The following is a 23,547-nucleotide window of genomic DNA, read 5'->3' as shown; positions in this document are numbered from 1 at the left end:
TTGACGTGGCACAATGGTCCGCATGACCGGACTCGGAGTGCGACTTGTGGCGCGTCGCCATGTCGACTTCAAGCGTGTGTGCAGCTCGTCGTGTCTGCACCTGTGTAGCTGTTGATCTTTCACTGATCTTCCAGCCTTTCCCGCTCATCTCCATCTGCTTCACCGAAACAACTCTCTGCAGAGACACGTCGTTTCAGAGATACAGCTTCTCCAGCTGTTCGTTTTTGTGAGCACACCTGCCGGCCGCGAGCTTTCCGAGACCGAGGACAGCCCCCTCGATTTCCGACACGGACCGGTGCGTCCCGATCAGACACCGCCACAGTTCGTCGATAGTGCGTGCCGCGTGCCGATCAACCGCCCAGATCCAGGAGTTCATCGATGACGTCGACCACCGACGCCGCCACACCCGCCGATTCGGCAGCACCTGCCGAAGCCCGGCCCGCACGCGCTGCGCGTCCCGCCAAGCGTCGCGCCGAAGGTCAGTGGGCCCTCGGTTACCGCGAGCCGCTCAACGCCAACGAGCAGGCCAAGAAGGACGACAACCCGCTCAACGTTCGGGCCCGCATCGAGAACATCTACTCCAAGCAGGGATTCGACAGCATCGACAAGGGCGACCTTCGCGGCCGCTTCCGCTGGTGGGGTCTCTACACCCAGCGCGAAGAAGGCTACGACGGCACCTTCACCGGCGACGAGAACATCGACCTGCTCGAGGCCAAATACTTCATGATGCGCGTGCGTTGCGACGCCGGCGCTCTCAACGTCGAGCAGCTGCGCACCATCGCCGGCATCTCGAAGGAATTCGGCCGGAACACCGCCGACCTGTCCGACCGCGAAAACGTCCAGTTCCACTGGATCGAGGTCGAGAACGTTCCGGAGATCTGGAAGCGCCTCGAAGCCGTCGGACTCAAGACCACCGAAGCGTGCGGTGACTGCCCCCGCGTCGTCCTCGGTTCTCCCCTGGCCGGCGAATCGCTCGACGAGGTCCTCGATCCCACCCCGGCGATCGACGAGATCGTGCGCCGCTACATCGGCGACCCCAAGTACTCCAACCTGCCGCGCAAGTTCAAGACCGCCATCTCCGGTCAGCAGGACGTCGTTCACGAGATCAACGACATCGCCTTCATCGGCGTGAACCACCCCGAGCACGGCCCGGGCCTCGACCTCTGGGTCGGCGGCGGACTGTCCACCAACCCGATGCTGGCGCAGCGCGTCGGCGCCTGGATTCCGCTCGACGAGGTCCCCGATGTCTGGGAGGGTGTCGTCTCGATCTTCCGTGACTACGGCTACCGCCGTCTGCGCGCGAAGGCAAGGCTCAAGTTCCTCATCAAGGACTGGGGCATCGAAAAGTTCCGCGAGGTTCTCGAGACGGAGTACCTCAAGCGCCCGCTCATCGACGGCCCCGCGCCGGAGAAGCCCAAGCGCCCGATCGACCACGTCGGCATCCAGAAGACCCGCAACGGCCACAACGCAGTCGGCTTCGCTCCGATCGCCGGCCGCGTCTCGGGAGACATCCTGGCTCAGGTCGCCGACGCCGCGGAGAAAGCCGGCAGCGACCGGATCCGCTTCACGCCGTACCAGAAGCTGATCATCCTCGACGTCGCCGATGAGACCCTCGAGCCGCTCATCGCCGATCTCGACGCGCTGGGCCTTCCCGCCCGACCGTCGCACTGGCGCAAGAACCTGATGGCCTGCTCCGGCATCGAGTTCTGCAAGCTCTCGTTCGCCGAGACCCGCAAGCGTTCGCAGGTGCTCGTGCCCGAGCTCGAACAGCGTCTCGCCGACATCAACAGCCAGCTCGACGTGCCGATCACCATCAACATCAACGGTTGCCCCAACTCCTGCGCTCGCTCGCAGATCGCCGACATCGGCTTCAAGGGCCAGCTCGTCGACGACGGTGAGGGGAATCAAGTCGAGGGTTTTCAGGTTCACCTGGGAGGCAGCCTCGGATTCGACAGCGCCTTCGGACGCAAGCTGCGCCAGCACAAGGTCACCAGCGTCGAGATGGGTGACTACATCGACCGCGTCGTACGTCAGTTCGTCAAGAACCGCAACGAAGGTGAACGGTTCGCCGAATGGGCAGTGCGCGCAGACGAAGGAGATTTGCGATGACAGTGGACATTTCGCGAGCAACCGCCGACGAGCTTCGGTCCATCGCCGAGCGCGGTGCCGTAGAACTCGACGGAGCCAGCGCACAGGAACTGTTGCAGTGGACCGAGGACACGTTCGGTGACGGGGCGAGCGCAGCGACGGGGGAACGTAGCGGTTACATCGTGGCGTCGAACATGCAGGATGGAGTGCTGGTTCACCTTGCCGCACAAGTTCATCCGGGCGTCGACGTACTCTTCCTCGACACCGGCTACCACTTCCCCGAGACCATCGGCACACGTGACGCGGTCGAGCAGGTCTACGGCGTCAACGTCATCAATGCACGCGCGCTGGCAAGCGTCGCCGAGCAGGATGTCGCCGAGGGCAAGGATCTGTTCGCCCGTGATCCCAACCGCTGCTGCGCATTGCGCAAGGTCGCACCCCTCAAGCAGACACTGTCCGGCTACAGCGCGTGGGTGACCGGCATCCGCCGCGTCGAAGCGCCCACCCGCGCCAACGCTCCCCTGATCTCCTTCGACGACGCCTTCGGCCTCGTGAAGATCAACCCGATCGCTCCGTGGTCGGACGAGGAGATGCAGAACTACATCGACACCAATTCCATCCTCGTCAATCCTCTTGTCGACGAGGGCTATCCGTCCATCGGCTGCGCACCCTGCACCAGCAAGCCAGCCCCCGGCAGCGATCCGCGTAGCGGTCGTTGGGCCGGTGCCTCCAAGACAGAATGCGGGTTGCACGCATCATGACAGTTGACTTGACACTTTCACGTCCTCAGCTCGACGGCACACAGTTCGATACTCTCGACGCCCTCGAGTCCGAAGCGATCCACATCTTCCGAGAGGTAGCCGGCGAGTTCGAACGCCCGGTCATTCTCTTCTCGGGAGGTAAGGACTCCACCGTGCTGCTGCATCTGGCGATCAAGGCCTTCTGGCCTGCGCCGCTGCCGTTCACCCTGCTGCACGTCGACACCGGCCACAACCTGCAGGAAGTTCTCGACTTCCGCGATCACGTCGTGGCCAAGTACAACCTGCGCCTGCACGTGGCCAGCGTCGAGGAGTACATCGCGGACGGTCGCCTCACCGAGCGCCCCGACGGTATCCGCAACCCGCTGCAGACCGTTCCGTTGCTGGACGCGATCTCCGAGAACCGCTTCGACGCCGTCTTCGGTGGCGCTCGCCGCGACGAGGAGCGCGCCCGCGCCAAGGAGCGGATCTTCTCGCTGCGCAACGCTTTCGGCCAGTGGGATCCCAAGAAGCAGCGCCCGGAACTGTGGAACCTCTACAACGGTCGCCACTCCCCCGGCGAGCAGGTGCGCGTCTTTCCGCTCAGCAACTTCACCGAGCTGGACATCTGGCGTTACATCGCCCGCGACAACGTCGAACTCGCCAGCATCTACTACGCCCACCAGCGTCCGGTGTACCAGCGCGACGGCATGTGGATGACCCCCGGAGTCTGGGGTGGTCCGGCTGACGGCGAAGAGCTGCAGACCCTTTCGGTGCGTTACCGCACCGTCGGCGACGGTTCGACCACCGGTGCTGTTCTCTCCGATGCGGCTGACAACGAAGCGATTCTCGCCGAGGTTGCGGCATCACGTTTGACCGAGCGCGGCGCGACCCGTGGCGACGACCGAGTTTCCGAAGCGGCCATGGAAGACCGCAAGCGAGAGGGCTACTTCTGATGAGCGATCTGCTCAGACTGGCAACTGCCGGCAGCGTCGACGACGGAAAGTCCACACTCGTGGGCCGCCTGTTGTACGACACGAAATCCGTTCTCGCCGACCAGATCGACGCCGTGACCCGTGCGTCGGTGGACCGCGGTCTCGACACCCCTGACCTGTCGCTCCTGGTGGACGGACTGCGCGCCGAGCGTGAGCAGGGCATCACCATCGACGTGGCGTACCGCTACTTCGCGACCCCCAAGCGCACATTCGTGCTTGCCGATACACCGGGCCACGTGCAGTACACCCGCAACACGGTCTCCGGCGCCTCGACGGCTCAGCTCGTGATCCTGCTGGTCGATGCTCGCAAGGGCGTCATCGCGCAGACTCGTAGGCACGCAGCGGTTCTCGCGTTGCTCGGTGTCCCGAAGCTCGTTCTCGCCGTGAACAAGATCGACCTCGTCGAGAACCCCGAAGAGGTCTTCACCTCGATCTCCGCCGAGTTCAACGAACTCACCAGCTCACTGGGCTGGGCAAGCGAAGACGTCGTCGAGATCCCGGTATCGGCACTGCACGGTGACAACGTCGCCATCCGCTCCGACAAGACCCCGTACTACACCGGCCCCACGCTGATCGAGCACCTCGAGTCGATTCCGGTCGACGCCGAGCCGCATCGCGTCGGCCTGCGTTTCCCGGTGCAGTACGTGATCCGTCCGCGTACCGCCGAGTTCCTCGACTACCGCGGATACGCCGGCCAGGTTGCCGCCGGTTCCGTCGTACCCGGCGACGAAGTGGTGATCCTGCCCTCGGGTACGCGCACCACCGTCACTCGTATCGACACGGCCGACGGCGAACTCGACGTCGCCCACGCGGGGCGCAGCGTCACGCTGATCCTGGCCGACGACGTCGACGTCTCTCGCGGCGACACCATCGCCTCGCCGTCTGACGCACCCGAGCCGATCGGCGAATTCGACGCCACCGTCTGCTGGTTGGCCGAGAAGTCGCTGCGCCCCGGCGCACGTCTGCTGCTCAAGCACGGCACGCGCACGACGCAGGCCATCGTCGGCAGCTTGGTGGAGCGCTTCAACGAGCAGGATCTCACCACGGATCAGGGCCCGGATACTCTCGAGCTCAACGAGATCGGCAAGATCTCGATCCGCGTGGCCGAGCCGATCGTGGCCGACGACTACGCAGTGAACCGCCACACCGGCAGCTTCCTGTTGATCGATCCCGCTGGTGGAAACACTCTCGCAGCCGGCCTGGTCGGCGACGTCATTTCCGCTGTCGAATTGGGCGAGCGCGTTTAAGTCGATGGTTCCGCTCATTGCTGTTGCGCACGGCAGCCGTGATCCCCGTTCTGCTCGGGTGATCGCGGCTGCCGTGGCGGCTCTTCGTGAAGCCCGGCCAGACCTCGATGTCCGCCTGGCGTTTCTCGATCTCAATGCACCGTCCATCGATCAGGTCCTGGACGGAGTTGCACACGACGGCCACACTCACGCCGTTGTTGTTCCGATGCTGCTGGGCAACGCCTTCCACGCTCGGGTAGATCTGCCCGGGCTCTTGGCCGCTGCCGCGACACGCCACCCCCAACTGACCGTGTTCCAAGCAGACGTACTAGGTCGCGATGCTCGGCTTATCGAGGCAGTGCGCGAGCGAATCCTCGAAGCGGGCGCCCGGCCGGACGATCCGTCGGTCGGTGTCGCTCTTGCGGCAGTCGGCTCGTCCGACGCACGTGCCAACGCCGCGACCGCAGAACTGGCGTCCACTCTCCTGAGCGGAACCAACTGGTCGGGCGTTCGAATCTGTTTCGCGACATCCGCGGAACCAACAGTTGCCCAGGCGATCTCCGCTCTCGAGCAGAACGGCGCCGAACGCGTTGTCGTCGCACCCTGGTTCTTGGCTCCCGGCCTACTGACCGACCGACTCAGCGCTGCAGCAGCAACGGTATGTCCGCGCGCGCGTTTCGCCGAAACGATCGGTGGGCACTCTCTACTGATCGAAACGATGATCGACCGTTACCGACAAGTCGCTGATGCACTACCCGACCGTCTGGTCCGCTCCGCCTGATCCGGTTTCACAGGCCGTTATCAGATTGTTACCGTAGTGTTGGATCTGTCCAGCCTGCGAAGGTTCATCCTTCGCCTGCGAAACAGATCTTTGGGTGCAATCCCCTCAGAGCGCCGCGAGAGGGAACACCATCACTCACAATCTTCGCCTCGGCACAGCCGGCACCGCCTGGGTCCTGTCGGTGCTCTACCTGCTTGTCGAGATCTTCACGGCCGGAGCCTGGAAGACGCCGTACAGCTTCGCGCGTGACTCCATCAGTTCGCTGGGCGTGACGACATGCAGCGTGGATTCGTGTTCGCCGATGCACGACGTCATGAACGCGGCCTTCATGATCCTCGGTGCGCTCACCATCCTCGGTGCAGCCTTGCTGCACAAGTACATTCCGGACGGTCGTGCGAAAAAGTGGATTCTCGGCCTTGCCGTCGTCGTTGCACTGAGCACCGCGGCTACCGGCCTCTTCCCGGCCAACGACGGGACCTTCGTTCACTGGACCGCAGTACTTCCCGGCTTCGTCGCCCGTCATGCCGTTCTCGTACTCATGGCAATTCAATTCTGGAAGCACAGCAAATGGATCGCAGTATGGTCGGGACTGTGCGCGGCCACCGGAATCGTCGGCGCCGTACTGCTTCTCGGACGAACCCTCACTTTCGGCTTGGGTGAACGCTTGACGCTGTACCCGCTGCCGATGTGGATGGCAGTCACCGGCGTCGCAGCCCTGCTCGCGTTGATGCGCCGAACCGTGTTGAAGAACGTGGAATTGACACTGCCCGGTAACGGATTCATCACCGCTCTGTCGTCGTTGCGCCCGCGTCGAACTCGCGCAGCAGTGCCTACCGACGTTCTCGCACAGCGGGAGCTGACGAGTTTGTAGCGAACCCGGGGTGACCAGGGACACACTGGTAGGGAGGCGACGCGAGGAGACTTCCATGACCAGTGCATCTGTTCGACACGGAATCGTGGCCGGCATCGACGGCTCCGCAAGCGCGGTCAACGCCGCGAGGTGGGCAGCATCGGCTGCAAAGAGATTCGACGAACCATTGCGACTGACCCACGTTCTGCCGGGACAACCCGAGTCAGGTGGCGGTACCAACGTCACTGACGAAGAGATGTTCGACCATCACCTTCGCGTCGAGGGTGCAAAGTTACTCGACGAGGCCGAGGACGCCATTCGCGACGATCACACCGACGTCACCGTCGAACGCGGCCTCGTGACCGGCACTCCCGCAACCACACTCGTCGAACTTTCGAAATCCGCTCGCATCGTTGCACTCGGCCAGGCCGGTACCAGCGAAATGCAATCGGTGTTTCTCGGTTCCGACACCATTCGAGTGGTCAACCGGGCGCACTGCCCCGTGGCGGTGTTCCGCGGTACCGGCGAGCACGCGGTCGCCGACACCAGGCCCATCGTCGTCGGCGTCGACGGGAGCAAGCTCAGCGAACTCGCCGTCGCGCATGCTTTCGAGTTTGCCGCGTTCCTCGGCGCGCCCTTGGTTGCGGTTCACACCTGGAACGAGCACGCCTCGCTCGGCGGGTACTCCGAAGCCAGGCGCTTCGTCGACTGGGGTCCGTACGAACAGCATGAGCACGCTCTGCTGTCCGAGTGCCTCGCCGGTTGGACGGAGAAGTACCCCGATGTCGAAGTCACCCGGAGTGTCCAGCGCAGCGGACCGATGAAGGCACTGCTCGAGCATTCAGCGGAAGCGCAACTCGTAGTCGTCGGTAGCCACGGCCGCAGCCCGTTCATGGCGTCGATAGTCGGATCGACCAGTCAGAGCCTCATCCACCACGCCCAATGCCCGGTCCTCGTCTGCCGAGAGGGCTGAACTCGTCTCGCTGTTGCCCGGCCCCCACCTCTGAGCGAACGGCACTTTCGGCGCCATCAGGAGGCCGAAAGTGCCGTTCACTCAAACAGGAGTGGGGGTGAAACAGGTCAAACAGGGCTAGCGGGTCATACCTGGCCGACGACGCTCACCGTCACCGGTTCCTGCTCCGGCGTCACCACCGGAGTCTCCGGCAGATCCGGCACCCGGGTAGCCCGGGCGTAGACCGTCTCCCCCGCCTCGAGGTGCAGAGCTGCACTGTCACCGCGGGTGACCTGAGCCGAGAACAACTCACCGGTTGCCTCGTTGCGCAGGTCGACTCGAACCTCGAAGCCGAGATACACGACGCGCTCGACGGTTGCGCGTGTGACGCCGAGGGACTCGGCCGTACCCGATTCCTGAGCGAGAGCCATGCTCGGATCGCGGCCGAGACGGATGTCATGAGGACGAACAAGCTGCCCGTTGAGCTTCGCGACGGATCCGAGGAAGGACATCACGAAGTCGTTGGACGGGCGGTCGTACAGGTCGGCAGGTTCACCGATCTGCTCGATCCGCCCCTTGTTCAGCACCGCGATGCGGTCGGCGACGTCGAGAGCCTCTTCCTGGTCGTGTGTGACCAGGACGGTGGTGACGTGCACCTCGTCATGCAGGCGACGCAACCACGTGCGCAGGTCGGCACGGACCTTCGCGTCGAGGGCGCCGAAGGGCTCGTCGAGCAGGAGCACCTGCGGATCCACCGCCAGAGCGCGCGCCAACGCCATGCGCTGGCGTTGACCACCGGACAGCTGCGCGGGGTACCGATGCTGAAAGCCGTCGAGGCCGACGATCTCGAGAAGTTCGTTGACCTTCTTCTCGATCTCCGGCTTCGGGCGCTTGCGGATCTTGAGCCCGAACGCCACGTTGTCTCGCACCGTCATGTGCTTGAACGCTGCGTAGTGCTGGAACACGAAACCGATGTCACGCTTCTGCGGCGAGACGCCGGTGACGTCCTTGCCTGCGATGGTGATGGTTCCCGAATCGAGCTCTTCGAGCCCTGCGATCGAACGCAGCAACGTCGACTTTCCCGAGCCACTTGGCCCGAGCAATGCCGTCAACGAACCCGAGGGAATGTTGACCGTCACGTCGTCGAGCGCCGCGAAATCACCGTAGTTCTTGCGGGCCCCGGTCACTGTGATCATGTGGTGCTCCTCTTACGGTCCAGCAGCGTCATCAGCAACAGGACAATGATGGCGATGCCCATCAGCAGCGTTGCCGCCGAATACGCACCAAAAGTGTTGTGGTCGTCGATGTATCGCGAATGCACCAGCAATGTCAGTGTCTGGGATACCCCCGGGAAGCCGGAAGAGACCATGATGACTGCGCCGAATTCACCGAGCGAACGCGCCACCGTCAACACGATTCCGTACGTCAAGCCCCAACGGATCGCGGGCAAGGTGATCCGCCAGAACGTCTGCCAGCCCGAGGCACCGAGCGTCGCGGCTGCTTGTTCCTGCTCGTCGCCGATCTCGTGAAGTACGGGTTCGACTTCCCGGACGACGAAGGGCAGCGTCACGAAAATCGTCGCGATCACCATGCCTGGCAAGCCGAAGATGACCTTGAACCCCAACGATTCGATGCCGCCGAACCAACCGTTGGCACCCCACAGAAGAATCAACGACACACCGACGACGACGGGCGAGACTGCGAAGGGCAGGTCGACCACCGACTGCAGTACGCCCCGCCCCGGGAAACGCCCACGCACGAGTGCCAGAGCCGTGACAACACCGAACACCACGTTGATCGGGACCACGATCGCCACGATGATCAGCGAAAGATTCAGCGCGGAGATCGCTGCCGGTGTCGTGATCGATTCGAGGAACGGGCCGATTCCGTTCTCGAACGTTCGCGTCAGGATCACACCGATCGGCACGACCAACAACACGAACAGGTAGACGAGAGCGATGGTCCGCAGACCGATCTTCGATCCTCTGGACACGTTCATCGGGAACTCTCCTCACGTCGCTGTCCCCGCGAGGCGAAGATTCGCAGGACGAACAGCGTCACGAATGCGATGGCCAGCAACGCTACCGAGACGGCAGCGGCGTTGGTCGGACGATCGATCTCGATCTGCTGCTGAATGTACTGCGACGTCATCTGTGTCACGCGTGGGATGTTGCCGCCGATCAGAACGACCGAGCCGTATTCACCGATCGCTCGGGCGAATGCGAGCCCCGCGCCGGAGATGACGGCAGGCGCCAGCGTCGGAAGAACGACGGAACGAAAGATCGTCCAGTTGGAAGCCCCCAACGATGCAGCGGCTTCCTCGACTTCGCGGTCGACCTCCATCAGCACCGGCTGCACCGAGCGAACCACGAACGGCAAGGTCACGAAGGCCAATGCCACGATCAGTCCGGGCTGGGTTGCATTGAGGTGGATGTCGATCGGTGACTGCGGGCCGTAGAGCGACAGCAGCACGATCGACGCCACGATGGTCGGTAGTGCGAACGGCAGATCGATCATCGAGTTGACGATGCGCTTGCCCGGGAAGTCGTCCCGGACCAGCACCCACGCGATGATCGTGCCCATCACGACGTTGATCAATGCCACGATCACCGAGACCAACAACGTCACGCGCAACGACGCCAAGGCGACGGGTGCGGTGATGGCGTCCCAGAATCCGGAGATCCCCTCGTCGAACGCGGTGGCGGTCAACGCGGCGAGCGGAAGCAAAACGATCACGGAGAGCCACAGGGTGGCCACTCCGATTCCGAGCGGCCCCACACTCCCCGTGACCCGCGCGAGTTTTCGCCGACGAGCCACGGGGGTGGGGTCAATAGTGTCAGTCACGTCAGTCTTACTTGGTCGCGTTGTCGTAGATCACTGCGATCGAACCGGTGTCCTTGGTGAACAGAGCGCTGTCCACGGCCTTCCAGCCGCCGAGGTCTGCGATGGTCCACAGCTTGGTCGGCTCGGGGAACTTGTCGGTGAACTTGGCAGCGACGGCGGGATCAACGGGACGGAATCCTGCTTCGGCCCAGAGCGTCTGACCCTCGGTCGTGTACAGGTAGTCCTTGAACGCGGTCGCCTTGTCGAGGACCTTGCTGTTCGAGATCACGGCAACCGGGTTCTCGATCTTGAAGGTCGTGGGCGGGGTGACGTGCTCGACCGGGTCGCCGTTGCCTTCGATGAACAGTGCCTCGTTCTCGTAGCTGATCAGAACGTCACCGCTGCCCTGCAGGAAGGCTTCCGAAGCCTCGCGTCCCGACTTGGGCTGGATCTTGACGTGATCGTTGACCAAGGCGGTGACGTAGTCGAGACCCGCCTGCGGGTTCTTGCCACCGTCGCTCTTGGCGGCGTACGGCGCCAAGAGGTTCCACTTGGCCGAGCCGGAGCTGAACGGGTTCGGCGTGACGACCTCGAGGCCGGGCTGAAGCAGGTCGTCCCAGTCCTTGATGCCCTTCGGGTTCCCCGGACGCGTCACGATGGTGACTACCGATCCGAACGGAATTCCGTTGTAGGCGTCCTGGTTCCAGTTCTGATCTACCAGACCGGCATCGACCAGGCGGGTGATGTCGGGCTCGACGGAGAAGTTGACGAAGTCTGCCTCGGCGCCGTCCTTCACCTTGCGCGACTGGTCGCCCGAGGCGCCGTACGAAGGATTGAAGTTGACGTTCTTGCCCTCGTCTGTCGCCTGGAAGGCTGCAGTGAGCTTGTCGAAGCCAGGCTTCGGCACGGCGTAGGCGAACAGGTTGATCGTGCCGGCGCTACCGTCGCTGGCGGCGCTGTCACCACCCACGGTGTCGCTCGAGCCACCACTGCACGCTGTGAGTACCACGGCCCCCATGGTCGCGATAGCAGTGAGAAGTGTGCGGGAACGGCGTTTCATTGCAGATACCTTCCTGAAAGGACTGACAAACGAGGGTTGGTCAAACGACAAGTCCGAGACCTCTGGGGCTGATTCCATCGGGATGTTCAGACATGGAGAGCCGACGGGCAATGAGCCCTGAATCGGGGGCGCGAGTTACGCGCAGAGAAGTTCGAGTGGGGTGCGCAGCACCACCGGAGAGGTCGAACTCAGGAAATCAACAACAGGCGACGTCAGCGACGTCGAGCATGCCGACAGCAATCAACGCCAACTGATGGCGGATTACGGGAGCTGTTGCTTCGGACACGCGGTGGACTTTAGCAGAGCACCGGCGCCCGCTCTAATCGGGAGAACTAACGGGTGAGAAGCCACGCGACGATCACGAGGAGAATCAGGGCTATCAGGGCGAGAGTGACCCGTGAGCGGGGCATCAGCTTTCCTCTACTTCTCGAGAATTCCTACGCAACCAGCCGAAGAGCGGCAGAGCGAGAACGGCGGCCAACGCGCGATCCAGACCGACGGCCACCAGGCGGCACAGCGGAACGACGACGATCAGGACCAACGCGACCTGCGGGATGAACGGGAGCCCCGCCATCCACAGCTCGAAGCTGTCCCACCAATCCGCTATCCGATCCACGCCAACACCCTATCCTTCGGACGATACGGTCCCGACAGCGTGTGGATTGGACGTGTGTCGATTCTGGCCGGATGATGGCCGAATGAGTGCTGACGACGAAGTGGTGCAGACTATTCCTCCCGCCTCCACGGGTCACCATCGAAGCAACTTTCCCCCTATCGACGACTACGCGTTTCTTTCCGATTGCGAAACCTCGTGCCTGATTGCCCGTAACGGATCTGTCGAGTGGATGTGCGTTCCCCGCCCGGACTCCCCCAGCGTGTTCGGTGCCATCCTCGACCGCAGCGCAGGCCATTTCCGCATCGGCCCGTACGGCCAGAACGTCCCGGCCGCCCGACGCTATCTGCCGGGTGGACTCATTCTCGAGACCACCTGGCAGACCGAGACCGGCTGGCTCGTCGTACGCGACGCCTTGGTCCTCGGTCCTTGGCACAACGTCGACAAGCGATCGAACACCCACAAGCGCACACCCACAGACTGGGATGCCGAACACACCCTTCTCCGTACGGTCAAATGCGTCAGCGGCACCGTTGAACTCGAGATGAGTTGCGAGCCCGCGTTCGACTATCACCGCGGCACGGCGAATTGGGAGTACACCGGAAAGGTCTACGAGGAAGCAACGGCAACGTGTCGCTCCGCCAAGCCCGGAGACCACCCAACTCTGCGCTTGACCACCGACCTACGACTGGGCCTGGAGGGTCGTGAGGCACGGGCCCGGACGCGACTGGTCGAAGGCGACAACGTGTACGTCGCGCTCTCGTGGTCGGATCTTCCCGCGCCGCAGACGTTCGACGAGGCCGCCGACAAGATGTGGCAGACGTCCAAGTCGTGGCGCGAGTGGGTGACGATCGGCAAGTTCCCCGATCACCCGTGGCGCGGATACCTGCAGCGCAGTGCGCTCACACTCAAGGGGCTCACCTACGCACCGACCGGAGCCTTGCTCGCGGCTTCGACGACCTCGCTTCCGGAAACACCAGGCGGAGAACGTAACTGGGACTACCGCTACGCGTGGGTTCGCGATTCCACCTTCGCACTGTGGGGTCTCTACACGCTCGGGTTGGACCGTGAGGCCAACGACTTCTTCAACTTCATCTACGACGTGTCGAGTTCGGACAACGGTCAGCCACATCCCTTGCAGGTGATGTACGGCATCGGCGGCGAGCGCACACTCGAGGAATCCGAACTCAACCATCTCTCCGGATACGACGGTGCCCGTCCCGTGCGCATCGGCAACGGCGCATTCGATCAACAGCAGCACGACATCTGGGGCACCATGCTCGACTCGGTGTACCTCCACATCCGCACCCGCGAGCGTGTCCCCGAAGCGCTGTGGCCGCTACTCAAGAAGCAGGTCGAGGAAGCGATCAAGCACTGGCGCCAACCCGACCGTGGGATCTGGGAGGTGCGCGGTGAACCACAGCACTTCACGTCGTCGAAGATCATGTGCTGGGTCGCACTCGATCGCGGCGCCAAGCTGGCGGAGATGCAGGGCGAGAAGAGCTTTGCGCAGCAATGGACGGCCATCGCGGACGAGATCAAGACCGACATCCTCGCGCACGGTGTCGACTCACGCGGAGTTCTGACGCAGCGGTACGGCCACGACTCACTCGACGCGTCGCTCTTGTTGGCACCGCTGCTGCGCTTCCTGCCGGCCGACGATCCGCGCATCCGGGCAACGGTGCTGGCGATCGCCGACGAGCTCACCGAGGAGGGGCTGGTCCTGCGCTATCGCGTCGACACCACCGACGACGGATTGAGCGGCGAGGAGGGCACGTTCACCATCTGTTCCTTCTGGCTCGTCTCCGCCCTCGTCGAGATCGGCGAACTGGATCGGGCAAAGCATCTCTGCGAGCGCCTGCTCGGGTTCGCGAGCCCCCTCAAGCTGTACGCCGAAGAGATCGACGCCCACACCGGTCGCCATCTGGGTAACTTCCCGCAGGCGTTCACACACCTGGCGCTGATCAACGCCGTGGTACACGTGATCCGCGCCGAGGAAGCTGCCGAAGCCGGAGCTTTCCAGCCCGCGCACAACGCGACCTAGACCTCCTGCTGTGCGCCTTTATTAACCGCCCGCGGTTAATAAAGGCGCACAGCAGTGCTAGCCGGCCACCGCTTCGAGCTGCGGCGTGATCGATTCGAGCGAGTACTTCAGCGACAGCGACGACGGAGTGTTCAACCCGGCAACTGTCGGATAGTCGACGATCGCCAGACCGCCACTCTTGACTGCGGGTAGGTCGGCGAACCCCGGCAGCTTCATCATGTCTTCCAGCGTTCCGCCGTTCGGCAGTAACACCACGACGTCGGCGCTCAGAGCGTCGACCCGTTCAGGGCTGAGCATCAGCCGGCCACCGGTAACGCCCGCCTCTTCGACGAGCTTGGGCGGCAACGACATTCCCAGGCTAGTGAACAATCCCGATGCGCCGTCCTTGGGATCGGCGACGATCACCAACTGCGACGTCGGGAAGACGTACTGCGACAGAAGCGCCGTCTTGCCCTTCAGGCCTGGCAGCCGCTGCGCGAGCGCATCGATCTGCCCGCTTGTCGCCTCGACGATCTCGTCGGCGCGCGACTCCTTGTCGAGAACTCGACCGAGAATCTCGACCTGGTCCTGCCACGGATCGACCTGGACGTCGGACAGACCGGCAATTGTCGGAGCGATCTTGCTCAACTGGTCGAAATCGTCTTGATCGGCGACGGAGAACCCGCCGAGAATCAGATCGGGATCCAAGGCTGCAATTTCTTCAGCTTTGAGCGGGACACCGAACTGCTGGATCGCCGAGCGATCAAGTTCCTTCGCCGACGCGCCCACGCCGCTCTCCCACGGGAACAGGCCACGCTCGTCGCCCATCGGGCCGGCAGCCAGGTACCCCACCGGCTGGATTCCGAGTTCGAGCAGAGCGTCGAGCCACTGGGTGTCGGCCGCGACGATACGCGTCGGCGTCCCGGTGATCGTGGTGGCGCCGAACTTGTGGTCGATCGTGGTGACCCGACCGTCCGCGATCTCGTCGGCGTCCGAGGACGAACATCCACTGATACCTACGACCAGTGCTCCCAAGAGAGCCACCGCCGAGAACTTCATCGCACGCACGAAAATACTCCTCCACTAGTTAGTAGAGGCTTACCTTCTCATATGGGACCCGGCTGTGTCCGACCTTGCTTTCAGGCGAAACGAGAGAGCAGACGCTCCGCATCCGCGCCGATGCGTCGAACCACATCGCCGGCCGGATGGGTTCCGTGCACGAGTCCGACAGCTTCTCCGGCATAGACGACTCCGCTGTGCGGATCCGACGGGTCGTACGCCTGTGCCAGCGTTTCCTCGTCGGCGTCGACTCCGTGCCACGCGGCAGTGAACTCGTTGGCCACCGCGCGGCCACCCCACCGCTGCGGCCACGGTTGACTGCGCGCTCGGTCGAATACCGAGGTGTAAATCGTGTCCGCACTTCCGGCTTCGACGACGCGGTCGCGGGCATAGTCCGGCCCGACCGTCTCCGGGCTGGCGAGCAGCGCCGTTCCGATCATCACGCCTTCGCCACCGGCTGCCAGGACGGCGGCCAAACCGCGTCCGGTTCCGATTCCGCCGGCTGCCAGCACCGGAAGTGATGTCGCTTCGAGGATCTCTTGCAGCAGCGGCAAGGTGCCGATTCGGCCCGTGTGGCCGCCTGCCTCACCGCCTTGCGCGATCACAGCGTCGACACCTGCGGCCTCGACAATGCGAAGGTCCGCGAGCGTATTGATCTGTGACACAACGGGAATGCCCGCATCGTGGATTCGTCCGACATACGCGGCGGGATCACCGAACGACAAGGTGATCATGGTCGGCTCGACGGCAATCGCGGCATCGAGCATCAACTCGTTCTCGGGCAGCGACCACGTCATCAGGCCGACGCCGAATTTTCCGCCGATCGAGCGGGCCACTTCGGCTTCGGCCTCGATCCACTCCGGTGTGTTGTACCGGGCCGCGCCAAGCAGACCCAACCCACCGGCCGCCGATACAGCTCCGGCGAGCGCGCCGCCCGCGCGACCACCCATGGGCGCCCCGAGAACCGGGACTTCGACTCCGAACTCTCGGGACAACCAGGTGGTGACCATGCGCTCCTACTTCTTGGGCTTCTCGCCGACCGATTCCGACGTCAGGGCCGCCACGAATGCTTCCTGCGGCACCTCGACGCGACCGATGGTCTTCATGCGCTTCTTGCCTTCCTTCTGCTTCTCGAGCAGCTTGCGCTTACGGCTGATGTCGCCGCCGTAGCACTTGGCAAGAACGTCCTTGCGGATTGCGCGAATGTTCTCGCGCGAGATGATCTTCGCGCCGATCGCGGCCTGAATCGGAACCTCGAACTGCTGGCGAGGAATCAGCTCACGAAGCTTCGACGTCATGCGTCCGCCGTAAGCCCCGGCGTTGGAGCGGTGCACGATCGACGAGAACGCGTCGACGGCCTCGCCCTGCAGAAGGATGTCGACCTTCACCAGGTCGGCCTGCTGCTCACCGGCCTCCTCGTAATCGAGGCTGGCGTATCCCTTGGTGCGGGACTTGAGGGCGTCGAAGAAGTCGAACATGATCTCGCCCATGGGCAGTTCGTAGCGCAGTTCGACGCGAGTCTCGGAGAGGTAGTCCATGCCGCCGAGCTCACCGCGACGGGACTGGCACAGCTCCATGATGGCGCCGACGTACTCGCTCGGGGCGATGACGGTGCACTTGGCGACCGGCTCGTAGACCTCGCGCACCTTGCCTTCCGGCCAGTACGACGGGTTGGTGACGATGACCTCGGCCCCGTCCTCCATCACGACGCGGTAGACGACGTTGGGCGCAGTGGAAATCAGTTCGAGGCCGAACTCACGTTCGAGGCGGTCGCGGGTGATCTCCATGTGCAGCAGGCCGAGGAAGCCGCAGCGGAAGCCGAATCCGAGGGCAACCGACGTCTCCGGTTCGTACGCCAGGGCCGCGTCGTTGAGACGGAGCTTGTCGAGAGCGTCGCGCAGCACCGGGTAGTCCGAGCCGTCCATCGGGTAGAGACCGGAATAGACCATCGGCTTTGGATCGCGGTAGCCGACCAGCGGTTCGGTCGCGCCGTTGCGGGTTGTGGTGACGGTGTCACCGACGCGCGACTGGCGGACGTCCTTCACACCCGTGATGAGGTAGCCCACCTCGCCGACGCCCAGACCGATACTGGCCTTCGGCTCGGGCGAGATGATGCCGACCTCGAGCAGTTCGTGTGTGGTGCCCGTGGACATCATCGTGATCTTCTCGCGGGGACGGATCCGACCGTCGACCACACGCACGTAGGTGACCACGCCGCGGTACGCGTCGTAAACGGAGTCGAAGATCATCGCGCGGGCGGGGCCGTCTGCATCGCCGACGGGTGCAGGTACCTGCTTGATCACCTCGTCTAGCAGTTCCCTGACGCCCACGCCGGTCTTGCCCGAGACGCGCAGGACATCGCCTGGCTCGCAGCCGGTGATGTGCGCAATCTCTTCGGCATAGCGGTCGGGATCCGCGGCCGGGAGGTCGATCTTGTTGAGGACGGGAATGATCTTGAGATCCTTCTCCATCGCCAGGTACAGATTGGCCAGCGTCTGAGCTTCGATGCCCTGAGCTGCGTCGACCAGCAGAATTGCACCCTCACATGCTTCGAGCGCGCGGGAGACCTCGTACGTGAAGTCGACGTGGCCGGGTGTGTCGATGAGGTGGAGGACGAACTCTTCGCCGTCGACGATCCAGGGCAGACGAACGTTCTGGGCCTTGATGGTGATGCCGCGTTCACGCTCGATGTCCATGCGGTCCAGGTACTGCGCACGCATCGCCCGCTCTTCGACCACGCCGGTGAGCTGAAGCATGCGATCTGCCAGCGTCGACTTACCGTGGTCGATGTGCGCGATGATGCAGAAGTTCCGGATCTGCGCAGGATCCGTGAACGTCTTGTCGGCGAAGCTGCTGATGGGAGACCCCTTAGTCGGACCGGCACCGGCCCGGATCCGGGCCACTGTCAACCCTCAGGATATCCAAGTCTCGGCGCCGCCGTACCAGGGGTTCCCACGGGTGGGTGATTATGCTCGAACGCTATGGCAAGCATGTGGAAGCAGATCGGCAGAACCCTCGGCGCCCTCGCGGTGGAGAAGGGCCCTGCGTTGCTGCGCCAGTTGCAGTCGTCCACGTCTCAGTCGTCTGCCTCGAAGCCGGGTCCGTCCGGCCGGCCGATCGCCGCGCGGACGTCTCCGACCGCACATCGCGCCCGCAAGGTCGAGTACTCCCCCGACCTCGACGGCAAGGCCGATCCGGGCGAGATCGTCTGGACCTGGGTTGCCTACGAGGAGGATCCGACCCAGGGCAAAGACCGCCCGGTGCTGGTTGTCGGCCGTGACGGCAACACGCTGCTCGGTTTGATGCTGTCCTCGCAGAGCAAACGCGAAGGCGAGCGTGATTGGCTCGCAATCGGTTCGGGCCCGTGGGACGGCGAAGGTCGGCCGAGTTGGATCCGGCTCGACCGGGTGCTCGACGTTCCCGAGAGCGGGATCCGGCGCGAGGGCGCCGTCATGGATCACAAGAAGTTCGACGCGGTCGCGGCAAAACTTCGGGCCGACTTCAGCTGGAGCTGAAGCCGACCCGAACGATGGAAACAGTATCGATCAGCTGTCCAGACGGTTGAACCGTCCGAAGAGTGCTCGATAGATGAGTGCACCGAGCGCACCGCCGATCAGCGGGAACACGATGAACAACCACACCTGACCTAGTGCACCGTCCTGGAACGGCGCGACAGCGAGGCTTCGAGCGGGGTTGACGGAGGTGTTGTCGATCGGGATCGAGATCAGGTGAATGACGGCCAGGGTGAAGCCGATGGACACCCCGGCGAGCGGCACGTCGGAGATCTGGTCGGTCGACGCGAGAACCACGAACACGAGCAGAGCGGTCAGGAGAATCTCGATGATCATCGCGGCACCGATGCCGTAACCGTCGGAAACCACCTGTCCGAGAAGATTCTTCTCGGCCGACGGACTGTGTGCGCCCCAACCGTTTGCGCCGAGGCCGTCTGCGGCCCGGTTGTACGCCGGGAGACTGTTGGCCACCGTGTAGATCACGACGCCGGCGACCAAGCCGCCGATCACTTGCGCGACAACGTAAATCGCCGCATTGACGGCCGAGATGCGCCCGATCACGAATTGGCCGAGAGTCACGGCTGGGTTGACGTGGCAACCGGAAATCGGTCCGATCGCATATACGAGGAACAGCAGGGTCAAGCCGAATGCGAAGGCAACTCCGAGATTGCCGACTTTCGCACCTGCGAAGACGGCAGTTCCGACCGCGGAGAACACGAGCACAAATGTCCCCACCGCTTCGGCCGCATACTTCTTCACATCCGAGATCGGTTCGATCTCAGTCAATTCCTGTGCAGTTGGAGACATATTCCCACCTTCTTCTCATCGAACGGTAGTAATGCTCACGCGCCTAGATTTGCCGGACTTTACGCAAGCCTGGTGATCTCCACAACAACTTCGAGATCTGTGGAGCGTCCACCGGAAAAGATTCCCTTCAAAGGCGGCACATCCGAATAGTCCCTTCCTATTCCGACCGAGACATGCTGTTCATTCACAGCTATCGCATTGGTCGGGTCATATCCCCACCACGCGCCGGTCCACGCTTCGATCCACGCGTGCGATTCCCCGACCACCGTGTCCCCGACTGCCGCATCACGTTTGGGGTGGAGATAGCCGGAAACGTACCGACAGGGAATGCCCATCGTTCGAAGCAACACCAAGGTCAGATGCGCATAATCCTGGCAGACGCCTTTCCTGGCCGACCAGGCCTCGACCGCCGACGTATGCACTCCGGTCGTACCCGGAACATATGACATTTCACCGTAAACCCATTGCGACGCAGCCACTACTGCATCTTCAGGTGATTTATCTTTGCGCAATTCCTTGGCAATTGTCGCCAGCTTACGATCACGCGGAACATATCTCGTGAAACTCAGTTGTTCGTTGAATCGATCTTTAATCGCGTTTCCCGACAATTCATCCCAGTCGACGGTTTCCTCGGGTTGAACAAACGGTTCCGTCTCCACCACCGACAGTCCGGTCACTTCCAGCTCCGTATGCGGGGCGTGCAAGTCGAAGGCGGTCACCGCGGTGCCCCAGTAATCGGTGTACCGATAGGAACGCGTTGCCGGCTGGGTTTCGACGCGCGTGAGGATCACCGTCTGTCTGGTGTCGCCGCGGGGTGTCAATCGCGCTTCGTTGTACGACGACGTCACCGGGGCGTCGTACGCATATCCCGTGGTGTGCACGACCCTCATTCGCCAGCTCACAGCTCTCCCTCCACCGTCGACTCCGCATACGCGGCGCCGGCATCCGTCCACGCGACCCACGGCGCAGCGTGGAAGTACTGCAACGCAATCGCCTCACCCAGTTCGCGACAGGTCTCCTGCCAACCGAGCAACCGTCCTTGCAGATCTTCGAGCAACACGCCCTGCGGCAGAAACTCCAGTTCGCTGCGTGCGCGGCCGAGAAGCCGCGGCGCCTCCGCCCGGATTCCGACGCGACTGCCCGGCTGCGGGTCGAGTTCCTGCAGGCACTTCTCGGCCTGCCTGATCGAATGGAACACCGAGCGCGGAAAGAGTCTGTCCAACAAGATGAACTCGACGACGCGGTTGGCGTCGAGCGCTCCGCGATACGTTCGCAGATACGTGTCATGTGCGCCCGCCGAGCGTAGAACACTGACCCACGCCGGCGACGACGGGCGGTCACCGGCGCGCGCCAGGAGCATCCGCACGATCATGTCGACACGTTCGATCGACCTGCCCAGCAGAAGGAACCGGTAACCGTCGTCGCGGCTGAGCGTGGAATCCGCCAGCCCCGCGAACATCGCTGCGCGTTCCTCCACATAGCGGAAGAACTCGTGTGGCCCCAGCCTGCGTGACGCGCGTTCACGCTCCGCCAGTCCGTTGTACGTGGTGTTCAGGCACTCCCACATCTCACTCGACGTGACCTCACGTGCTCCGCGAGCATTCTCACGGGCACTTGCCAGCGAGTCCACGATCGATCCAACCTGATTGCGGCTGAACGCAACCAGGTCGGTGAGCGAGCGTACGTCGAGCTTCTCCTCCGGCGCTTCGATGCCGAGGACACGCAGGAGCAGACGCGACGTGCGGTCCGGGTCGACGGTTGCGTCGTCGAGCAGTTGGTGGACGGCGACGTCGAGGATCCGAGCGGTGTCGTCGGCGCGCTCGACGTAGCGGCCGATCCAGTAGAGGGACTCTGCGTTGCGAGCAAGCATCGGTCACCACGCTCCGTTCGCTGATAGTTCTTGGTAGCTGGGCACTTCTGAGGTGTTCACTGTTGTTGCTGCTGCTGTTGAGAGGTGCTCAGTTCGGGTCCCTGCACCGGCTCCGCGGATTCCGGGGGCTCGGACACCAGTTCCTCACCGGACAGCTCTGGGTCCTCGTCCGAGCTGCGGCTGGCGAGCACCCATGTGTCCTTGCTTCCGCCGCCCTGGCTCGAGTTGACCACCAGCGAACCTTCCGGAAGTGCCACCCTGGTCAGGCCGCCGGGCAACACCCACACGTCCTCACCGTCGTTGACGGCAAAGGGTCGCAAGTCCACGTGGCGCGGCGAGAGAACATCGTCGATCTTGGTCGGCACCGTGGACAACTGCACGAGAGGCTGCGCGATCCACCCGCGCGGGTCTGCCTTGATCTTGCGGGTGATCGCGGCCAGTTCCTTGGGACTCGCGTCCGGTCCGAAGACGATTCCGTAGCCGCCGGACCCTTCCACCGGCTTGATGACGAGTTCGGCGACGCGGTCGAGGACTTGCTCGCACTCCTCGTCCAACCAACAGCGGAACGTGTCGACGTTCTGCAAGAGCGGCTTCTCACCGAGGTAGTAGTCGATGATCTGCGGAACATAGGTATAGACCAGTTTGTCGTCACCGACTCCGTTGCCGACGGCACTCGAGATCACCACGTTGCCCGCTCGCGCCGCATTCAGTAGGCCTGCGACGCCGAGAATCGAATCCGGACGGAAGTGCATCGGGTCGAGATACTCGTCGTCGATGCGGCGATAGATGACGTCGACCTGACGCTCGCCTTCCGTCGTGCGCATGTACACCATGTTGTCGCGGCAGAACAGGTCGCGACCTTCGACGAGTTCCACACCCATCTGACGAGCGAGCAATGAATGCTCGAAATAGGCGGAATTGGCGATACCCGGTGTGAGAACAACCACTGTCGGGTCCGCTTCGTTGAGTGCAGCACCCGCACGCAGCGCCCTCAGTAGGTGTGTTGCGTAATCACCTACCGCCCGCACCTTGTGGGACATGAACAGATCCGGGAACACCCGAGTCATGGTGCGACGGTTTTCCATCACATAGGAGACACCGGACGGAGATCGCAGATTGTCCTCGAGAACTCGGAACTCTCCCGCCTCGTCTCGGACCAGGTCGATACCCGCGACATGGATTCGCACACCGTTGGGCGGCACGATGCCGGCTGCTTCACGGTGGAAGTGCTCGCACGAGGTCACCAGGCGGCGCGGCAATACGTGATCGCGCAGGATTCGTTGCTCGCCGTAAATGTCCGCAAGGAACAGCTCGAGCGCCTTCACCCGCTGCTTGATGCCCTTTTCCAGCCGCGACCACTCCTGCGCGGCGATGACGCGCGGCACCAGATCCAACGGAAACGGTCGTTCCTGCCCGGACAGCGAGAACGTCACGCCCTGGTCGATGAATGCGCGTCCGAGTGCGTCGGCACGCGCGGCAAGGTCGGCGCTGCTCGTCGGCGCCAGGGCTTTGTACACACCCTTGTACGGGGCACGCACCGAGCCGTCGGGCTCGAACATCTCGTCGAAAGCCAACTCGTAGCGACCGATGTCTGAATATCCGTCGAACACTGCGGCAGGACGCGCTCGGGTGGTGGTCGAACCTGTTTTACTCGAACTTTTCGAAGGCGGCGGCGTCATAGGGCAACATGCTGCTACAAGTGGGGCTATTCGGCAGCGCGGCGAGAAATCGGGCGCTCGGTGTACTCTTCTCGACAGACGCAACGTGCGACGGTTTGGGTTCTTGGGCCCTCGGCTGGTAATCTTGCCAGTCGGTGCATCAGTGCGCCCACAGCTTTCTCGACCGTAACCAGCTAAAGACGACAAGGATTTTACGCGTGGCCAACATCAAGTCCCAGGTGAAGCGAATCCGTACCAACGAGGCGGCCCGACTCCGTAACCAGTCGGTGAAGTCCTCGCTGCGTACCGCGATCCGTTCATTCCGCGAGGCTGCGGCAGCCGGTGACAAGGACAAGGCCAACGAGCTCCTCGTCTCCACCAGCCGCAAGCTCGACAAGGCAGCCAGCAAGGGCGTCATTCACGCCAACCAGGCTGCCAACAAGAAGTCTGCACTCTCGCAGGCTGCCAACAAGCTCTGACGTTTCCACTGTGA

At 63.2% G+C, this 23,547-nt stretch carries 23 protein-coding genes; 10 read left to right on the top strand and 13 right to left on the bottom strand.

Annotated features, from left to right (window positions below):
* The first annotated feature begins 378 nt into the window (after nucleotides 1–378).
* The 7 genes from CPI83_RS11495 (at nucleotide 379) to CPI83_RS11465 (ending at nucleotide 7,650) form a co-directional block, all read left to right on the top strand.
* On the top strand, nucleotides 379–2,109 hold the full coding sequence (locus CPI83_RS11495) for a nitrite/sulfite reductase (protein ID WP_019749031.1): 1,731 nt from the start codon (nucleotides 379–381) through the stop codon (nucleotides 2,107–2,109).
* The gene (locus CPI83_RS11490; RefSeq protein ID WP_046378754.1) at nucleotides 2,106–2,849 is read left to right on the top strand and encodes a phosphoadenylyl-sulfate reductase; all 744 of its coding nucleotides are present in this window, start codon (nucleotides 2,106–2,108) and stop codon (nucleotides 2,847–2,849) included. Before CPI83_RS11495 ends, CPI83_RS11490 begins: the two co-directional genes overlap by 4 nt.
* Complete coding sequence (gene cysD / locus CPI83_RS11485) at nucleotides 2,846–3,781, top strand: sulfate adenylyltransferase subunit CysD (RefSeq protein WP_020908199.1); 936 nt, start codon at nucleotides 2,846–2,848, stop codon at nucleotides 3,779–3,781. The genes CPI83_RS11490 and cysD overlap by 4 nt, the downstream gene beginning before the upstream one ends.
* Entirely contained in the window at nucleotides 3,781–5,067 is a 1,287-nt protein-coding gene (locus tag CPI83_RS11480; protein ID WP_020969973.1) for a GTP-binding protein, read from the top strand. Before cysD ends, CPI83_RS11480 begins: the two co-directional genes overlap by 1 nt.
* A 4-nt stretch (nucleotides 5,068–5,071) precedes the next feature.
* Entirely contained in the window at nucleotides 5,072–5,827 is a 756-nt protein-coding gene (locus tag CPI83_RS11475) for a sirohydrochlorin chelatase (RefSeq protein ID WP_020969974.1), read from the top strand.
* A gap of 94 nt (nucleotides 5,828–5,921) precedes the next feature.
* Nucleotides 5,922–6,698, top strand: coding sequence for a DUF998 domain-containing protein (locus CPI83_RS11470; RefSeq protein WP_019749036.1), 777 nt, complete (start codon nucleotides 5,922–5,924; stop codon nucleotides 6,696–6,698).
* Between the two features lie 55 nt (nucleotides 6,699–6,753).
* The gene (locus CPI83_RS11465; RefSeq protein WP_019749037.1) at nucleotides 6,754–7,650 is read left to right on the top strand and encodes a universal stress protein; all 897 of its coding nucleotides are present in this window, start codon (nucleotides 6,754–6,756) and stop codon (nucleotides 7,648–7,650) included.
* A 125-nt stretch (nucleotides 7,651–7,775) separates the two neighbouring features.
* Here CPI83_RS11465 and CPI83_RS11460 read toward each other — a convergent pair whose 3' ends face one another.
* The 6 genes from CPI83_RS11460 to CPI83_RS11440 form a co-directional block, all read right to left on the bottom strand.
* Entirely contained in the window at nucleotides 7,776–8,825 is a 1,050-nt protein-coding gene (locus tag CPI83_RS11460; protein ID WP_020908203.1) for a sulfate ABC transporter ATP-binding protein, read from the bottom strand.
* Nucleotides 8,822–9,628, bottom strand: coding sequence for a sulfate ABC transporter permease subunit CysW (cysW, locus tag CPI83_RS11455; protein ID WP_003944503.1), 807 nt, complete (start codon nucleotides 9,626–9,628; stop codon nucleotides 8,822–8,824). The genes CPI83_RS11460 and cysW overlap by 4 nt, the downstream gene beginning before the upstream one ends.
* Nucleotides 9,625–10,473, bottom strand: a complete 849-nt coding sequence (cysT, locus tag CPI83_RS11450) for a sulfate ABC transporter permease subunit CysT (protein ID WP_003944556.1) — start codon at nucleotides 10,471–10,473, stop codon at nucleotides 9,625–9,627. The genes cysW and cysT overlap by 4 nt, the downstream gene beginning before the upstream one ends.
* A 7-nt stretch (nucleotides 10,474–10,480) precedes the next feature.
* The gene (locus tag CPI83_RS11445; RefSeq protein WP_003944569.1) at nucleotides 10,481–11,512 is read right to left on the bottom strand and encodes a sulfate ABC transporter substrate-binding protein; all 1,032 of its coding nucleotides are present in this window, start codon (nucleotides 11,510–11,512) and stop codon (nucleotides 10,481–10,483) included.
* 196 nt (nucleotides 11,513–11,708) lie between these two features.
* Complete coding sequence (locus tag CPI83_RS31410) at nucleotides 11,709–11,798, bottom strand: Ms4533A family Cys-rich leader peptide (protein WP_309599318.1); 90 nt, start codon at nucleotides 11,796–11,798, stop codon at nucleotides 11,709–11,711.
* A gap of 123 nt (nucleotides 11,799–11,921) precedes the next feature.
* Nucleotides 11,922–12,128 carry a hypothetical protein gene (locus CPI83_RS11440; protein ID WP_019749040.1) on the bottom strand — a complete coding sequence of 69 codons (207 nt, stop codon included), beginning with the start codon at nucleotides 12,126–12,128 and terminating at the stop codon, nucleotides 11,922–11,924.
* A gap of 82 nt (nucleotides 12,129–12,210) precedes the next feature.
* Between CPI83_RS11440 and CPI83_RS11435 the strand changes: the two genes are divergently transcribed.
* A complete protein-coding gene (locus tag CPI83_RS11435; protein ID WP_097387235.1) occupies nucleotides 12,211–14,169 on the top strand; it encodes a glycoside hydrolase family 15 protein in 1,959 nt (652 codons plus the stop codon).
* A 57-nt stretch (nucleotides 14,170–14,226) separates the two neighbouring features.
* Here the strand turns inward: CPI83_RS11435 and CPI83_RS11430 are convergent, their stop codons facing one another.
* The 3 genes from CPI83_RS11430 to lepA all read right to left on the bottom strand — a co-directional run bounded on the left by CPI83_RS11430 (nucleotide 14,227) and on the right by lepA (nucleotide 18,116).
* Nucleotides 14,227–15,207, bottom strand: coding sequence for an ABC transporter substrate-binding protein (locus CPI83_RS11430; protein WP_153210839.1), 981 nt, complete (start codon nucleotides 15,205–15,207; stop codon nucleotides 14,227–14,229).
* Between the two features lie 80 nt (nucleotides 15,208–15,287).
* Nucleotides 15,288–16,217: a nitronate monooxygenase gene (locus tag CPI83_RS11425; RefSeq protein WP_097387233.1), complete on the bottom strand. Its 930-nt coding sequence runs from the start codon at nucleotides 16,215–16,217 to the stop codon at nucleotides 15,288–15,290.
* 6 nt (nucleotides 16,218–16,223) lie between these two features.
* Nucleotides 16,224–18,116, bottom strand: a complete 1,893-nt coding sequence (gene lepA, locus CPI83_RS11420; RefSeq protein WP_097387232.1) for a translation elongation factor 4 — start codon at nucleotides 18,114–18,116, stop codon at nucleotides 16,224–16,226.
* Nucleotides 18,117–18,188: 72 nt separating this feature from the next.
* Here lepA and CPI83_RS11415 point away from each other — a divergent pair, with 72 nt between their 5' ends.
* The gene (locus CPI83_RS11415) at nucleotides 18,189–18,722 is read left to right on the top strand and encodes a type II toxin-antitoxin system PemK/MazF family toxin (RefSeq protein ID WP_097387231.1); all 534 of its coding nucleotides are present in this window, start codon (nucleotides 18,189–18,191) and stop codon (nucleotides 18,720–18,722) included.
* 30 nt (nucleotides 18,723–18,752) lie between these two features.
* Here CPI83_RS11415 and CPI83_RS11410 read toward each other — a convergent pair whose 3' ends face one another.
* From CPI83_RS11410 to CPI83_RS11395, 4 genes are read right to left on the bottom strand one after another with little or no spacing between them, the layout of a single operon-like run.
* Nucleotides 18,753–19,526: an aquaporin gene (locus CPI83_RS11410; protein ID WP_019749045.1), complete on the bottom strand. Its 774-nt coding sequence runs from the start codon at nucleotides 19,524–19,526 to the stop codon at nucleotides 18,753–18,755.
* A 59-nt stretch (nucleotides 19,527–19,585) separates the two neighbouring features.
* Complete coding sequence (locus CPI83_RS11405) at nucleotides 19,586–20,416, bottom strand: transglutaminase family protein (RefSeq protein ID WP_007731033.1); 831 nt, start codon at nucleotides 20,414–20,416, stop codon at nucleotides 19,586–19,588.
* A gap of 8 nt (nucleotides 20,417–20,424) precedes the next feature.
* Nucleotides 20,425–21,396: an alpha-E domain-containing protein gene (locus CPI83_RS11400; RefSeq protein ID WP_019749046.1), complete on the bottom strand. Its 972-nt coding sequence runs from the start codon at nucleotides 21,394–21,396 to the stop codon at nucleotides 20,425–20,427.
* 56 nt (nucleotides 21,397–21,452) lie between these two features.
* Nucleotides 21,453–23,075, bottom strand: a complete 1,623-nt coding sequence (locus tag CPI83_RS11395; RefSeq protein WP_019749047.1) for a circularly permuted type 2 ATP-grasp protein — start codon at nucleotides 23,073–23,075, stop codon at nucleotides 21,453–21,455.
* A 197-nt stretch (nucleotides 23,076–23,272) separates the two neighbouring features.
* Here CPI83_RS11395 and rpsT point away from each other — a divergent pair, with 197 nt between their 5' ends.
* Nucleotides 23,273–23,533 (top strand): 30S ribosomal protein S20, encoded by a 261-nt coding sequence (gene rpsT, locus CPI83_RS11390; protein WP_003944567.1) that lies wholly within the window; start codon nucleotides 23,273–23,275, stop codon nucleotides 23,531–23,533.
* The last annotated feature ends 14 nt before the right edge of the window (nucleotides 23,534–23,547 follow it).

This window comes from Rhodococcus sp. H-CA8f (genome assembly GCF_002501585.1).
GTDB classification, from domain to species: Bacteria; Actinomycetota; Actinomycetes; order Mycobacteriales; family Mycobacteriaceae; genus Rhodococcus_F; species Rhodococcus_F erythropolis.
The sequence above is the reverse complement of the archived record's forward strand: the minus strand, read 5'-3'. Positions and strand labels throughout refer to the sequence as shown.

Excerpts from the sequence above, each read along its gene's own strand:
- CPI83_RS11495 (WP_019749031.1), top strand. The coding sequence starts at position 379 with ATGACGTCGACCACCGACGCCGCCACACCCGCCGATTCGGCAGCACCT.
- CPI83_RS11490 (WP_046378754.1), top strand. The coding sequence starts at position 2,106 with ATGACAGTGGACATTTCGCGAGCAACCGCCGACGAGCTTCGGTCCATC.
- cysD (WP_020908199.1), top strand. The coding sequence starts at position 2,846 with ATGACAGTTGACTTGACACTTTCACGTCCTCAGCTCGACGGCACACAG.
- CPI83_RS11480 (WP_020969973.1), top strand. The coding sequence starts at position 3,781 with ATGAGCGATCTGCTCAGACTGGCAACTGCCGGCAGCGTCGACGACGGA.
- CPI83_RS11475 (WP_020969974.1), top strand. The coding sequence starts at position 5,072 with ATGGTTCCGCTCATTGCTGTTGCGCACGGCAGCCGTGATCCCCGTTCT.
- CPI83_RS11465 (WP_019749037.1), top strand. The coding sequence starts at position 6,754 with ATGACCAGTGCATCTGTTCGACACGGAATCGTGGCCGGCATCGACGGC.
- CPI83_RS11460 (WP_020908203.1), bottom strand. The coding sequence starts at position 8,825 with ATGATCACAGTGACCGGGGCCCGCAAGAACTACGGTGATTTCGCGGCG.
- cysW (WP_003944503.1), bottom strand. The coding sequence starts at position 9,628 with ATGAACGTGTCCAGAGGATCGAAGATCGGTCTGCGGACCATCGCTCTC.
- CPI83_RS11445 (WP_003944569.1), bottom strand. The coding sequence starts at position 11,512 with ATGAAACGCCGTTCCCGCACACTTCTCACTGCTATCGCGACCATGGGG.
- CPI83_RS11435 (WP_097387235.1), top strand. The coding sequence starts at position 12,211 with ATGAGTGCTGACGACGAAGTGGTGCAGACTATTCCTCCCGCCTCCACG.
- CPI83_RS11430 (WP_153210839.1), bottom strand. The coding sequence starts at position 15,207 with ATGAAGTTCTCGGCGGTGGCTCTCTTGGGAGCACTGGTCGTAGGTATC.
- CPI83_RS11425 (WP_097387233.1), bottom strand. The coding sequence starts at position 16,217 with ATGGTCACCACCTGGTTGTCCCGAGAGTTCGGAGTCGAAGTCCCGGTT.
- CPI83_RS11415 (WP_097387231.1), top strand. The coding sequence starts at position 18,189 with ATGGCAAGCATGTGGAAGCAGATCGGCAGAACCCTCGGCGCCCTCGCG.
- CPI83_RS11410 (WP_019749045.1), bottom strand. The coding sequence starts at position 19,526 with ATGTCTCCAACTGCACAGGAATTGACTGAGATCGAACCGATCTCGGAT.
- CPI83_RS11405 (WP_007731033.1), bottom strand. The coding sequence starts at position 20,416 with ATGAGGGTCGTGCACACCACGGGATATGCGTACGACGCCCCGGTGACG.
- CPI83_RS11400 (WP_019749046.1), bottom strand. The coding sequence starts at position 21,396 with ATGCTTGCTCGCAACGCAGAGTCCCTCTACTGGATCGGCCGCTACGTC.
- CPI83_RS11395 (WP_019749047.1), bottom strand. The coding sequence starts at position 23,075 with ATGACGCCGCCGCCTTCGAAAAGTTCGAGTAAAACAGGTTCGACCACC.